The sequence below is a fragment of the Mesorhizobium sp. L48C026A00 genome, from assembly GCF_000502375.1.
GTDB classification, from domain to species: Bacteria; Pseudomonadota; Alphaproteobacteria; order Rhizobiales; family Rhizobiaceae; genus Mesorhizobium; species Mesorhizobium muleiense.
Genome location: NZ_AYWU01000002.1, coordinates 98,549 through 110,779, shown reverse-complemented (window position 1 = coordinate 110,779; position 12,231 = coordinate 98,549). Strand labels below are relative to the sequence as shown.

Below are 12,231 nucleotides of genomic sequence, written 5' to 3'. Positions count from 1 at the left end.
GTCAAACGCGATGCGCTTTTAGTCTTCCAGCTTTTGCAGATGTTGCTCGAGATAGGGCCTCAGATGCTGGTGCTGCGACGGCAGCTTCAGCGCCTCGCCGAGATGGGCGGCGTCCTCGTCGCGATCGAAGCCCGGCTCGTTGGTGGCGACTTCGAACAGCACGCCGCCCGGCGTGCGGAAATAGATCGCCCAGAAATAATCGCGGTCGATCACCGGCGTCACCTGGTAGCCGGTGTCCATCAGCGCCTTGCGCACTTCGAGCTGCTTGGCGCGGTTTTCGACAGCGAAGGCGACGTGGTGGACCGAGCCGGCGCCGAGATCGGCAAAAGCGGCGCCCTGCAGCGATTCGATATCGACGATGTTGGCGCCGTTGCCGTCCTTCAGCGCCAGCCTTTTTACAGTGCCGGACGTGTCGACTTCCTCATAGCCCATGAAATTCAGCAGCTCTTCCGTGGCGCCGCCGTCCTTCAGCCTGAGCGACACCGAGTGAAAGCCGCGGATCGCCTCGTCGGACGGAACATCGCCCTTCGCCCATGGCGCGCGGGTGTCGGCCTTGTTCTCGACCAGCGCAAACCCGTCGCCATCGGGACCGGCGAAGCCAAGGCGCTTGTCGCCGAAGCTCTCTTCGCGCGACAGCCCGGCGACGCCCTCATCGGCAAAACGCTTTTCCCAATAGGCAAGCGTGCCTTCGGGCACCGAATAGACCGTGGTGCCGACCTCGCCAACGCCGTGGCGGCCCTTGCCGATGTTGGGGAACGGAAAATAGGTCATCACCGAACCGGGCGTGCCGAGCTCGTCGGCATAGTAGAGATGGTAGACATCCGGCGCGTCGAAATTGACGGTTTTCTTGACCCGGCGCAGGCCGAGCTTTTTTGTGAAGAACTCGTTGTTCTGGCGCGCATCCCTGGCCATCGAGGTGACGTGATGCAGACCCCTGATCTGGTTGAGCATTTTCCTGCTCCTTCCTTGTCCTGTGCGGCCCATGCCGCGGTCCACGCCAATATGAGGAGCCGCCAGCCGGCGGCAAAGGCCGCAAACACAGAATAGACTGTGCTTTATAAGTGAACAATAAAGCGACTTTTGTTCACCATTTTGCGAACACCTGAGGCTTGTGTCGCCACAAAAATTCGGCTCCATGAGCGACAGGTTTTCAATGAAGGACACCAGCATTGGTCAGAAAAGACAGACGCCCGAATGTTCTCCTGATCACCTGCGACCAGTGGCGCGGCGACTGCCTGTCGGCGGCAGGCCACAAGGTGGTGCGAACGCCGAATGCCGATGCGCTCGCCGCCGAGGGTGTGCTGTTTCGACAGCATTTTGGCGGGGCGGCGCCCTGCTCGCCGGCACGCGCCTGCCTCTACACCGGCCTTTACCAGATGAACAACCGCGTCTGCCGCAACGGCACGCCGCTCGACGCTCGCCATGGCAACATCGCACTCTCGGCACGCAGTCTCGGCTATGATCCGACGCTGTTCGGCTATACCGACGTGTCGCCCGATCCGCGCACGCTGACGCCAGGCGACCCGCGGCTGAAAAGCTATGAAGGCGTGCTGCCCGGCTTCACCGTGCGCCAACTCCTGCCGGAGCACCAGAAACCGTGGCTGTCATGGCTCAAGGCGCGCGGCATCGATAGCAGCGCCGGTTTTCCCGATATCCATCGCCCAGCGGACGAAATCGTTGCTGCCACGACGGACGGCGCCGTGACCACCTCACCGCCCGTCTACTCGAAGGACGAGACCCCAGCCGCCTTCCTGACCGGCGAATTCGTCCGCTGGCTCGGCGAACAGGAGCGCGGTACACCGTGGTTTGCGCATCTTTCCTTCCTCAGCCCGCATCCGCCCTTCATCGTGCCGGAGCCTTACAACAAGATGTATGATCCAGCCGACGGAACAACCTTCCGCCGCGCCGCGAACTGGCAGGCCGAGGCGCAGAGCCACCCCTACCTTGCCTATGAACTTGGGCAGCAGCAGCGGGCAAATTTCCGCCCCGGCGCAGAGGGCAAGGTGCGCGACTGGGGCGACGACAATTTTCGCCGCATCCGCGCGCTTTATTACGGCATGATCTCGGAAGTCGACGCGCAGCTTGGCCGCATCTGGCAGGTGGTCAAGGCGGCGGATGCCTGGGACGACACCATCATCGTGCTGACCTCTGACCATGCCGAGATGATGGGCGACCATTTCATGCTGGGCAAGGGCGGCTTCTTCGACGGTAGTTTTCATATTCCGCTGATCATCCGCGACCCGCGTCGCCGCAAGGCGGCCGGCGCCAGCGTCGACCGCTTCACCGAAGCAGTCGACATAGCGCCGACATTGCTCGATCTGCTTGGCGAGGTATTCCCGCCGCATCTCGACGGACAATCGCTGAAGCCGTTCCTGGATGCCGGGGAGCCGGACAATTGGCGCGAGGCCGCGCATTGGGAGTTCGATTTCCGCTCGGTTGCCGACGCTGATGCCGAGCGCTATTTCGGCATCGGTCCGCGCCAGTGCAATCTGGCGGTCATCCGCACGAAACAATTCAAATATGTACATTTCGCCGGCGGCCTGCCGCCGCTGCTGTTCGACCTGGAGAAGGATCAGGACGAACTGAGCAATGTCGCTGCCGATCCGGCCTATCTGCCGGTCCGGCTGGAGCTTGCCGAAAGGCTGCTTGCCTGGCGGGCCGAACATCTCGATCAGTCGCTGGCGCTTGCCGAACTGACCGAGGATGGCGTGGTCGGCCACGTCGCAGGCCTGCCACCTTTCCCATCATGAAAAGGCCCGCGCCGTTGCCGGCGCGGGCCTCTTTCATCGTTGGCGCAAGCTAGCGCATCATCATGCGCTGGGTGTCGCGGTTTTGCGCATATGTGGCCTTGTCATAGGGGGCCTGCGCCTCGAGCTGCTCCTTGGTGAAGTTCGTGTAGAGATAGCGATTGCCATCCTTGTCGGTCATGAATTTAAGGTTGTCCATGCCGATCGCCACTTCCTTCTCGCCAACGCCGAGGAAACCGCCAACGTCGATGATGACGGCGTCGACCTTCTTGTCGCCGGTCAGCACGACGTCACCAATCTCACCGACGTTGACATCGTTGGCGCCATAGACCGTGGTTCCAACCAAATCCTCGGAGCGGATTTCGTTGATCGGCATTTCGGTCAGCGCCGACTTGTCGATCGCCGCGGTCTTCGTCTGGTCGGGGGTTGCGTCAGGCGTTGCTGCAGCCGGAGCCTCGGCTGTCTTGTCCGCCGGTGCCGGAGCAGCCGGGTCAGGCGTTGCTGCAGCCGGAGCCTCGGCTGTCTTGTCCGCCGGTGCCGGAGCAGCCGGGTCTGGCGTCGTCGCCGGAGCCTCGGCTGTCTTGTCCATTGGAGCCGGAGCAGCGGGTTCAGGCGTTGCCGCCGGAGCTTCCGCAGTCTTCTCCGCCGGGGCTGGAGCCGCAGTGACAGCAGGGGTGGTGGTCACTGGCGCCGGCGTCGCCGCGTCAGTCGATGCGGTTGTCGCCGGGGCGGGATCATAGGGCTCGCGGTCGAACTCCGGCAGCGCCTCCAGGTCTTCCTTCGTGGTCTCGGCGACCAGCCAGCGGTCGCCGTCCCTCTCCGCCCACTTGGCCTTGTCGAACTGATAGGCGACATTCTTTTCGCCAACCTCAAGGAAGCCGCCGACGCCAATGATCAGCGACTCGGCCTTGCCATCCTTGGCCAGAACGATGTCGTTCACATCGCCGATGTTTTGAGCGTCGTCGCCAGTGCCGTTATAGACGGTTTCGCCGATGATATTCGTGGCAAGGTTGCCGTCGGCACTCTTCACAGGTTCGGCCGGAGCTGCGGCGCTATCGGCTGGAGCCGCCGGAGCATTCTGCGCCGTTGTATCCGTCGAGGTCGATGGAGCGGGAGCCGTAGCCGTGGTGTCGGTGGCCGCAGGAGCCGGATCATAGGGCTTGCGATCGAAGTCCGGCTGAGCCGTCAACTCATCTTTTGTGGTTTCGGCAATCAGCCAGCGGTCGCCATTCCGTTCGGCCCATTGCAGCTTGTTGTAGTCGAAAGCGACATTCTTGGCACCGACGCCAAGAAAGCCGCCGACGCCGATGACGACGGATTTCGCCTGACCGTTTTCATCGAAGACGACATCACTGACCTCACCGATATTCTCGGCATCGTCGCCGGTGCCGTTATAGACGGATTCACCAATGATATTGGTCATCAGGCTGCCCTCGGCCCGCGCAACGGGAGCCGCCGGAGCGGTCTCCTGGACCGCCGGGTCCTGGGTGGGCGCCGGTGTGGTGGCTTCCTGCGCATACGCACCGGTCGCAATCAACGCTGCCAGTGCGGTGGTGGATAAAAGGGTGCGGATCATCGTAATCCTCCTCGTGCGTTATCTCTGGCCGCGAGCAGGGGAGATCGGTCGCGGCGTTACACATTCACAACGTCGTGACCGCGCCGTTGTTCCGACACCAGGGCGAGCGTTGTGAAAAAACCACCCGAATCGCGCTCAATTATGCGTTTGGCCGGGTGAGATTGGCTCCTGTATTTTCGTTAGAGCTGCGGAACTTTTTTTCAACCGCCCCGTTTCGGCCCATGGCTCGGTCTGTTACGGCCGATGATTATCCAATGGTAGCCAAGAAAAATCGGAGCGGGGGAATGCGATTTGCGGCGGTGCTGAACCAGGAGGGCGGCACCCTGCGAACGGTTGATCTCTCCGCCTTCACCGACCGAATGCGCCAGACATTGGAGGCAGCAGGCCACCGCATCGATATCGAAATCGTTGCCGGCAGGGACATTGTCGCAACGCTGGACCGCATCGCTTCCAGGCATGGTGTCGACATTGTGCTGGCCGGTGGCGGCGACGGCACCATTTCGGCCGCGGCGGCTCGGTTGATGGGCAGCAAGAAAGCGCTTGCCATTTTACCGGCTGGCACGATGAACCTGTTCGCGCGCGGGCTCGGCATTCCACAAACCCTTGACGCGGCCGTGAAATCCTTTGCCGACGGTGAGGTTATTGCAGTCGATATGGCAACCGCCAACGGCAAGCCATTCGTGCATCAATTCTCGATCGGCATGCATGCTAGGATGGTCCAGCTTCGCCAAGCCATGGAGTATGGCTCGCGGTTGGGAAAGATGCGGGCCTCGGCAAAGGCTGCCTGGGCGGCGATCAACAAACCTTCGGCGATGAAGGTGACGCTGACCATCGGCGAGGCCGAGATCGTGACGCGCACCACCGGCATCGGCATCACCAACAATCTGTTCGGTGAGGGTCATCTGCCCTATGCCGACAATCCCGCCGGCGGCGTGCTCGGCATCTATGTCACGGTGGCGCGGCGGCGTGGCGAACTGGTCAGGGTCCTCTTCGACATGGCGCGCGGCAAATGGCGCGACAGCGAGCATGTGGAGATCCACCAGGCTGACCGGGCTGTTTTGAAACTCCACTCGGCTGCGAAGAAATTTCGCGCCGTCATGGATGGCGAACTGGTCAGGCTTGACCGCGAAACGACGATGGAAATTCATCCTGGTGCGCTGAACGTTCTCGTCCCGGCGCGCGCCGTCCAAGCGAGGGCAGCGTGATGCATCCCGGCACAGTCGATCGGAAGGCTTCAGCCTCTGGGAATCTCGCCCTGCTCATTCCTGGGAAGCTCGCCCTGTTCGGTTGTCGGCGTCCGGTCTATCATGTTGCCGTAGATCTCGGCGATGCCCCAGGCGATAAACGCCAAAAGCAGCGCAGCGATCAAGATACGGAAGGTGTGCCACCCCCAGCGTCCCTGCCGGGCTTTGTCTTCAGGAACGATCTTGGGCATGATCGGCCTCCATTTCGGTTGGCGCTGGCATTTCGTTTGGCGCTGGCATGTCGGTTGGCGCTGGCGGCGCGGCTGGCAAAATGTGGTTGGGTAACGGTTCCTCAGGGCGAAGGTTCCGGTTTCAGGGCCCGGCAACTGGGCCCAGCGCGGATGGCTGCAAGCCGATGCATCTGGGGGACTTGTGGATAGCAGGGTAGTGACAAAGCCGAATCTGCCGGTCGATGTCCTTAGCGTGGTAACGGCGCAGGATCGGCTTGCCGTGCTCCATGATCTCGATGCAATCGACACGGCGGCCGATCCTGACTTCGACACTATCAGTGGGCTCGCCGCCGCGGTGATGCAAACACCTGTCGCGCTGGTGACGGTCGTCGATGTCGAGCGGCAGTGGTTCACGTCCTGTGTCGGCCTGGACGAGACCGAGGCCGCGACCGATACATCCTTCTGCGCCCACACCATTGCTGCCGGCGACCAGCCGATGGTGGTGACGGATGCGACCATGGATTCACGCTTCAACGCCAGCCCGCTGGTCACTGGCGAGCATCATTTCCGTTTCTATGCGGGTGCGGCGATTGTGGTGGCCGGTGCCCGGATCGGCACGCTCTGCGTGCTCGACCGGAGGCCGCGCGGGTCGCCGTCCGCCGCCCAGCTCGAACAATTGACGGCGCTCGCCAGCCTCGCTGCCAGCCTGTTCGCATTGAAGGACGCCACCCGCAACGCCGCCAGCGCCGCTGCGGCACTGGCGCGCGAGGAAAAGCGGCGCGGCATTGCGCTCGATGCCGCATCGCTCGCGAGCTGGGCATGGGATATCCATAGCGATATGATCGAATGCGATGCCCGATTATCCGAGCTGTTCGACCTGCCGCGCTCGACCCGGCTGAGAGCACGCGATATCCTCGCCGCCATCGACCCGCGTGACGCCTACCAGACCGAGACGCGCTTTCGCGACGTGCTGAGCGGCGGCGACGATTATTTTGGCGAATACCGCGTCAAGGGCTTCAGCCCGCCGCGCTGGCTCGCTACGCGCGGCCGGGTCATCGAGCGTGACGGCGACGGCAAGCCGACGCTGATCTTCGGCGTCAACTACGACATCACCGAACGCAAGCTCGGCGATGAGCGGCAGCGGCTGTTGCTGCGCGAGCTGAACCATCGCGTCAAGAACACGCTGGCCACCGTCCAGGCGCTGGCGACGCAGACAGTTCGCCATGCCCGCCAGCCGAGGAATTTCCTCGACGCCTTCAGCGCCAGGCTTCAGGCGCTGGGCGCCGCCCACAGCCTGCTGTCCGACCGCGAGTGGCGCGGCATTGGCATCCGCGAACTCGTGCAGATCGAGGTCAAGCCGTTCGACACCGCCGATCAGCCGCGCATGACGATCTCAGGCGCCGATCTGCTGCTTTCGCCTGACCAGGCAGTCGGGCTTGGCCTGATCCTGCATGAACTGGCCAGCAACGCGCTGCAACACGGAGCGCTGTCGGCGGTGTCGGGCACGGTCGATCTCGACTGGAAGGCACAGGTTAGGAAAGGCGCCCGGCGCCTGGTCCTGACCTGGCGCGAAAGCGGCGGGCCTGAAGTTGCCTCGCCCGAACGCCACGGCTTTGGCTCGATCCTGATCCGCCGCAGCCTGGCCAAGGTCATCTCCAGTGAAGTGACCCACGAATTCCGGCCGGAAGGCGTGTTCGCTGAAATATCGATGCCGCTGGAGGATCTGCCGAAGTGACCGCTCGACTATGGACCCGAACCAAAGGTCCGCGTCAGGGAAAAGTGGAACCCGGTTTTTCGGATCATTGCCGAACAAGAAGAAACGCTTCGAGCTATTTCGCCTCGCCGGCATCCGGATCGTCGGCATCGGGCTTTGTGTTCTCGCGGTAGATGGCGTAGGCGGCGAGCGCAATCGCCGGGGCGAGTATGGTGCCGAGGCCGCCTTTCCCCTTGAGTAGCGCCGGCAGCACGGCGAGCGCGGCCGTGATGCCGACCGCCTTCATATCGGCATTGCGCCTCCGCGCCCGGCGTCGGGCGCGCGCGCCGGCCGACAGCTGATGGATGAGCAGGAGGAGCCCTGCGGTCACCAGGAAGCCGACCCCGAAACCAAGGCAGGCTGCCATCGGCCCATAGCGACCCGCCACCCAGACATAGGCCGCTCCGACGAGGAAACCGAGGCCGCACAGCGCTGCAAGTGCTGCGAGCGCATAGACGATCGCAGCCGTGCGCGCGCGGCGCACGGCGGCAACGGCTTCACCCGAGGCGAGGCCCGAGATCAACGATGCCAGCATTCGCATCTGGGCTGAGACTAGCGGCGCGCGAGAAGCGCAAACAGAAAGCCGACGCCTGCCGCGATTGCCAGCGACGTCACCGGCTTTTCGCGCACGCTCGCCACCACTTGCGCTTCGAGATCCTTGGCGTTGCTGCGCATATTTTCAAAGGCTGCTTCGCCTTGGGCGCGCAATTGCTCGACCCCTTCCGCAGCAACGCGACGGGCAGTCCCGTAACCATGTTGGCCGGTCTCGGCCAGCTGTTCGGTGAGTTTCTGAATGTCGACTTTCAGCTGCCTGATGTCGTCTTCAAGGTCCGAATTCGGCCGGCTTTCGTTCGGGGACTTTCCTGCGGCAGTCGCCATTGCTTGACTCCTTGCATTTGCTCGGGTCGAAACGTTCGACCCACCCCAAGGTTCCGAAATCGGAACAACTGCCATGAAAGGGTTTTTGCGCAGCCGAGTCCAGCCCGGCACGTCTCCGGCAGCCGCTCAGATCAGCGGTCGGCGACCTTCGCTCAACCCTTCCCAGCGGGCGAGGTCCTTGAGCCTTTCGTTGTCGACCACCTCGCAGCCGCCGTCGCGCCAGAAGATAAGCTTGCGATCGATCAGCTTGCGGATCGTCTTGTTGGTGTGGACCAGCGACAGGCCGAGCGTATCGGCGAGGTGCTGCTGGGTGATCGGAATCTGCACGGGCGTCCTGCCGTTCCGCCCGACCACCCTGGCGCGAGTGGAGATGAAGGCGATGAGATAGGCAGCACGCTCGAGCGCGGTGCGTCTGCCGATACTGAGCAGGTTCTCGTCGAGCATGCGCTCCTCTCGCGCGGCGATCCAGGTGATGTCGTAGGCGAGGCCCGGATGGCTGCGGTAGAGTTCGGGGAGGGCCTCCCGCTCGAAGAGGCAGAGCAGCATCGGCGACAGAGCTTCCACGGAGTGCTGCATTTCGCCCATCAGACTGCCTTGCAGACCGATGAGGTCGCCTGGCATGGAATAATTCAGAATCTGCCGGCGGCCATCCGACAGCAATTTGTAGCGGAAGGCCCAACCCGACAGCACTGTATACAGATGGGCACTGCGGCTTCCCTCAACCAGAACCGTGTCGCCCTTCTCGACGGCCAGTTCGCCCTTCTTGAAGCCATTGACGAAGACGAGTTCCTGCTTCTCGAACGCCCGGAACGCCGGCAACGGCCGCAGCGGGCAGTTCTCGCATGAATACCGGCGGGCGGACAAGGAACGGCCGTTCTGGCCAGACATTTCAATCCTCTTCGAAGCCCTCTTCCGGAGGGCGATAGCAAACGTCCTGCAGGCGTCGAGGTTCCGCCATCTGCGGCGGCATGTCTTTTTTAAATGACAGGATGCGAAATAACTTTAAATGACAGGAAGCCAAATAGGGATCATGACTCCTCTAGCCCTTGCGCTCCCTGTTCCCTGCGCCCCACGGAGACATCGCCACGTGCCCCCATTGCTGGACGGATTGCGGATTCTTGTTCTGGAGGATGAATTCCTGATCGCCATGGATGTCGAGCAGCTTTGCCGCGACTATGGCGCCGGCGATGTGGTCATCGCCCGCGATCTGGCTGAGATCGATCGGCAGAGCATTGCCTCGCAATTCGACGCGGCCATCGTCGACCTCATGCTGGGCGGCACTTCGACACTCGATTTCGCTTCGCGGCTGCGCGAATCGGGCGTGCCTTTCGTGTTCGCCTCGGGCTATTCCGAGATGGACGAAATCAGGGTGGCGTTTCCGGATGTCAGGTTGGTCACCAAGCCCTATTCGGGAGACGATCTCGTGGAGGCGGTGGCGTCGGCGTGCGGGCGCGGACCTGTTGTTTGATGTCCGCAAACCGGAGCCCGATTACCGGGCCCGACATTAATTACAGGGTCCCACATTACCGGTGCTGCGTATTCAGGCGGCGTTCGACCCTGTCACCTGAGCCGAGATCGCATCCGGGCCAAACTCGTCGTCGCCGGAAATCTTCAGGATTTCCTGCAGCCGCGTGCGGGCGCGGCTGACGCGGCTCTTGATCGTTCCGACCGCACAGCCGCAAATTTCGGCGGCTTCCTCGTAGGAAAAGCCCGACGCGCCGATGAGGATGATGGCTTCGCGCTGGTCCTCTGGCAATTGCTCGAGCGCGCTCCGAAAGTCCTTGAGGTCGAGCTGGCCGTGCTGGGCCGGATGGACGGCCAGTCTGGCGGTCATGATGCCGTCGCTATCCTGCACCTCGCGGCCGCGCTTGCGCATCTGCGAATAGAATTCGTTGCGCAGGATGGTGAACAGCCATGCCTTGAGATTGGTGCCCGGCTCGAAGCTCTCATGCTTGTCCCACGCCTTCACCAGCGTTTCCTGGACCAGATCGTCGGCCTTGTCGGCGTTTTGCGTCAACGACACGGCAAAGGCCCGCAGGCTCGGAATCGAGGCGAGCAGATCCGTCTTGAAGCTCTGGGAGACGGCCGCCATGCCTCAGTCCTTTTTCCGTGCAGGTTGGGCCTGTTCCAACTGGCTGAGCAATTGGGCGAAACGATCCGGCACGCTGTCGGAGACCAGCTCGTCGTAATATTGTTTGAGTTTGCGGCCGATTTCCGAGTTTGGCCCGAGCGGGTCGCCGGAAGCAGCCCGGCGCCTGTTCTTTGCAGCGCCAGCCGTGTTGTCTTTCCTCATGTCGTCATTTCGCCCTTTGTTCCCAGCACCCTGCCGCCCTTCAATACGCGACGCAAAGCAGCCGGCCCCCTCGTCTGGTTGCCCGTCCCGATCTCAAACGCCTTCCGCTTACATTAGTTCCAACCCCTCGGAACTTTTTCGGAAAGCCGGCGTTTATGCTTTCAGGGTTTATTCTCGGGGCTTGTCATTAGCTTGGCCTGCAATCTATGCAATTACGTCAGAGGGAGACGTCTATCATGAGCCTATCCGCAACCATCGCTCCACACCTGCCGTTCCTGCGCCGCTTTTCGCGGGCCGTCTCCGGATCGCAGGAGAGTGGTGACGCGCTGGTCGCCGCGATGCTCGAGGCCATCATCGCCGACGTCGACATCTTTCCAAACGCGTCGAATGACCGCATCGCGCTCTACAAGGTCTTCGCCAGGCTATTCACCTCGGTCGCCATCCGCGTTCCGCAGGAACACCCGCAGTCGGCGTGGGAACAGCGCGCCGCCGCCAATCTGAACGCGATCTCACCCCGCCCCCGCCAGGCCTTCCTGCTGGTCGCCGTCGAAGGTTTCAGCGAAGACGAGGCGGCGGAGATCCTCGACGTCGACGATCAGGAGTTCTCCGAGCTTCTTGCCGAGGCCAGCAACGAGATTTCCCGCCAGGTGGCAACCGATGTGCTGATCATCGAGGACGAGCCGCTGATCGCCATGGACATCGAGCAAATGGTCGAGAGCCTGGGGCATCGCGTTGTCGGAACGGCGCGTACCCATGCCGAGGCGGTGGCGATGTTCGCCAAGACGCGGCCGAAGATGGTGCTGGCCGACATCCAGCTTGCCGACGGCAGCTCGGGCATCGAAGCGGTCAACGAGATCCTGTCGACCACCCCGGTGCCGGTGATCTTCATCACCGCTTTTCCCGAGCGCCTGCTGACCGGCGAGCGGCCGGAGCCGGCCTTCCTCGTCACCAAGCCGTTCAATCCGGAGATGGTCAAGGCCCTGATCAGCCAGGCGCTGTTCTTCGATCGGCACGCGAAAGCCGCTGCATAGGCCGGGCAGCCCGGCCCTGAGCGGCCCTTTCCACAGTTCCTCCGATCGCCCGTTTTCCACAGATGAATAACGCTGGCCGCTTGCGGCCGGCACACGCCACTTGCAACTCACCTGCACATGACGATCCAATTCGAGCGGGAAAGCTTTCCGGGGCTCGTCTTTTTCGGGAAATGCTGGAACAAACGGCAGCGAAAGACGTTTTTGGCATACTATTTGAAGGAGATGGACCATGCTTTACTGGGCCCTCGTATTTCTCGTCGTCGCGATCATTGCAGGCGCTCTTGGCTTCGGCGGCATTGCCGGCACCTCGGCTGGTATAGCGCAGATCTTGTTTTTCATCTTTCTCGCTTTCCTGATCATTTCGCTTATTGCGGGCTTGTTCAAACGCGCGTCGTGAACTGCGATCGAACACTGGGAGCCGCACCCCTCAAGCGGTTTCCAGCTACCGCCGGGCGGTGTCCTTAGCAGGACGTCGCTCGGCGGACTCTTTTTGGAACCCAATTTTCCGTCAGCCGTTCAGCCTGCATTGGGCGGGTGA

The 12,231-nt window shown here is 62.4% G+C and carries 14 protein-coding genes; 6 read left to right on the top strand and 8 right to left on the bottom strand.

What is annotated here, in order from left to right; genetic code table 11:
* Window positions 1–18: 18 nt before the first annotated feature.
* The gene (locus X738_RS47640) at window positions 19–951 is read right to left on the bottom strand and encodes a VOC family protein (RefSeq protein ID WP_023797121.1); all 933 of its coding nucleotides are present in this window, start codon (window positions 949–951) and stop codon (window positions 19–21) included.
* Window positions 952–1,169: 218 nt separating this feature from the next.
* Here X738_RS47640 and X738_RS47635 point away from each other — a divergent pair, with 218 nt between their 5' ends.
* On the top strand, window positions 1,170–2,750 hold the full coding sequence (locus X738_RS47635) for an alkaline phosphatase family protein (RefSeq protein ID WP_023797120.1): 1,581 nt from the start codon (window positions 1,170–1,172) through the stop codon (window positions 2,748–2,750).
* 49 nt (window positions 2,751–2,799) lie between these two features.
* Here X738_RS47635 and X738_RS47630 read toward each other — a convergent pair whose 3' ends face one another.
* Window positions 2,800–4,323, bottom strand: coding sequence for a PRC-barrel domain-containing protein (locus X738_RS47630; protein ID WP_023797119.1), 1,524 nt, complete (start codon window positions 4,321–4,323; stop codon window positions 2,800–2,802).
* A gap of 284 nt (window positions 4,324–4,607) precedes the next feature.
* Here X738_RS47630 and X738_RS47625 point away from each other — a divergent pair, with 284 nt between their 5' ends.
* A complete protein-coding gene (locus tag X738_RS47625; RefSeq protein ID WP_023797118.1) occupies window positions 4,608–5,528 on the top strand; it encodes a diacylglycerol/lipid kinase family protein in 921 nt (306 codons plus the stop codon).
* 29 nt (window positions 5,529–5,557) lie between these two features.
* On the opposite strand, the gene X738_RS47620 is transcribed toward X738_RS47625, so the two are convergent.
* Window positions 5,558–5,758, bottom strand: coding sequence for a hypothetical protein (locus X738_RS47620; RefSeq protein ID WP_023797117.1), 201 nt, complete (start codon window positions 5,756–5,758; stop codon window positions 5,558–5,560).
* A gap of 196 nt (window positions 5,759–5,954) precedes the next feature.
* On the opposite strand from X738_RS47620, the gene X738_RS47615 reads away from it, so the two are divergent.
* Window positions 5,955–7,472, top strand: a complete 1,518-nt coding sequence (locus X738_RS47615) for a sensor histidine kinase (protein ID WP_245277579.1) — start codon at window positions 5,955–5,957, stop codon at window positions 7,470–7,472.
* A 94-nt stretch (window positions 7,473–7,566) separates the two neighbouring features.
* On the opposite strand, the gene X738_RS47610 is transcribed toward X738_RS47615, so the two are convergent.
* The 3 genes from X738_RS47610 to X738_RS47600 all read right to left on the bottom strand — a co-directional run bounded on the left by X738_RS47610 (window position 7,567) and on the right by X738_RS47600 (window position 9,257).
* Window positions 7,567–8,031 carry a hypothetical protein gene (locus X738_RS47610; protein ID WP_023797114.1) on the bottom strand — a complete coding sequence of 155 codons (465 nt, stop codon included), beginning with the start codon at window positions 8,029–8,031 and terminating at the stop codon, window positions 7,567–7,569.
* A gap of 11 nt (window positions 8,032–8,042) precedes the next feature.
* Window positions 8,043–8,369: a DUF883 family protein gene (locus tag X738_RS47605; protein ID WP_023797113.1), complete on the bottom strand. Its 327-nt coding sequence runs from the start codon at window positions 8,367–8,369 to the stop codon at window positions 8,043–8,045.
* Window positions 8,370–8,495: 126 nt separating this feature from the next.
* Window positions 8,496–9,257 carry a Crp/Fnr family transcriptional regulator gene (locus tag X738_RS47600; protein ID WP_023797112.1) on the bottom strand — a complete coding sequence of 254 codons (762 nt, stop codon included), beginning with the start codon at window positions 9,255–9,257 and terminating at the stop codon, window positions 8,496–8,498.
* A gap of 259 nt (window positions 9,258–9,516) precedes the next feature.
* Between X738_RS47600 and X738_RS47595 the strand changes: the two genes are divergently transcribed.
* Entirely contained in the window at window positions 9,517–9,837 is a 321-nt protein-coding gene (locus tag X738_RS47595) for a response regulator (RefSeq protein WP_051407703.1), read from the top strand.
* Between the two features lie 72 nt (window positions 9,838–9,909).
* Here X738_RS47595 and X738_RS47590 read toward each other — a convergent pair whose 3' ends face one another.
* Window positions 9,910–10,461 carry an RNA polymerase sigma factor gene (locus X738_RS47590; RefSeq protein ID WP_023797110.1) on the bottom strand — a complete coding sequence of 184 codons (552 nt, stop codon included), beginning with the start codon at window positions 10,459–10,461 and terminating at the stop codon, window positions 9,910–9,912.
* Window positions 10,462–10,464: 3 nt separating this feature from the next.
* Complete coding sequence (locus X738_RS47585) at window positions 10,465–10,662, bottom strand: NepR family anti-sigma factor (protein ID WP_023797109.1); 198 nt, start codon at window positions 10,660–10,662, stop codon at window positions 10,465–10,467.
* 236 nt (window positions 10,663–10,898) lie between these two features.
* On the opposite strand from X738_RS47585, the gene X738_RS47580 reads away from it, so the two are divergent.
* Both X738_RS47580 and X738_RS81985 read left to right on the top strand, forming a co-directional pair.
* Window positions 10,899–11,693, top strand: coding sequence for a response regulator (locus X738_RS47580; protein ID WP_023797108.1), 795 nt, complete (start codon window positions 10,899–10,901; stop codon window positions 11,691–11,693).
* A gap of 229 nt (window positions 11,694–11,922) precedes the next feature.
* Window positions 11,923–12,090, top strand: coding sequence for a DUF1328 domain-containing protein (locus tag X738_RS81985; RefSeq protein WP_023797107.1), 168 nt, complete (start codon window positions 11,923–11,925; stop codon window positions 12,088–12,090).
* Window positions 12,091–12,231 lie beyond the last annotated feature (141 nt).

Coding starts and splice junctions, on each gene's coding strand:
- X738_RS47585 (WP_023797109.1), bottom strand. CDS start 10,662: ATGAGGAAAGACAACACGGCTGGCGCTGCAAAGAACAGGCGCCGGGCT.
- X738_RS47580 (WP_023797108.1), top strand. CDS start 10,899: ATGAGCCTATCCGCAACCATCGCTCCACACCTGCCGTTCCTGCGCCGC.
- X738_RS47605 (WP_023797113.1), bottom strand. CDS start 8,369: ATGGCGACTGCCGCAGGAAAGTCCCCGAACGAAAGCCGGCCGAATTCG.
- X738_RS47620 (WP_023797117.1), bottom strand. CDS start 5,758: ATGCCCAAGATCGTTCCTGAAGACAAAGCCCGGCAGGGACGCTGGGGG.
- X738_RS81985 (WP_023797107.1), top strand. CDS start 11,923: ATGCTTTACTGGGCCCTCGTATTTCTCGTCGTCGCGATCATTGCAGGC.
- X738_RS47590 (WP_023797110.1), bottom strand. CDS start 10,461: ATGGCGGCCGTCTCCCAGAGCTTCAAGACGGATCTGCTCGCCTCGATT.
- X738_RS47630 (WP_023797119.1), bottom strand. CDS start 4,323: ATGATCCGCACCCTTTTATCCACCACCGCACTGGCAGCGTTGATTGCG.
- X738_RS47600 (WP_023797112.1), bottom strand. CDS start 9,257: ATGTCTGGCCAGAACGGCCGTTCCTTGTCCGCCCGCCGGTATTCATGC.
- X738_RS47610 (WP_023797114.1), bottom strand. CDS start 8,031: ATGCGAATGCTGGCATCGTTGATCTCGGGCCTCGCCTCGGGTGAAGCC.
- X738_RS47625 (WP_023797118.1), top strand. CDS start 4,608: ATGCGATTTGCGGCGGTGCTGAACCAGGAGGGCGGCACCCTGCGAACG.
- X738_RS47595 (WP_051407703.1), top strand. CDS start 9,517: ATGGATGTCGAGCAGCTTTGCCGCGACTATGGCGCCGGCGATGTGGTC.
- X738_RS47640 (WP_023797121.1), bottom strand. CDS start 951: ATGCTCAACCAGATCAGGGGTCTGCATCACGTCACCTCGATGGCCAGG.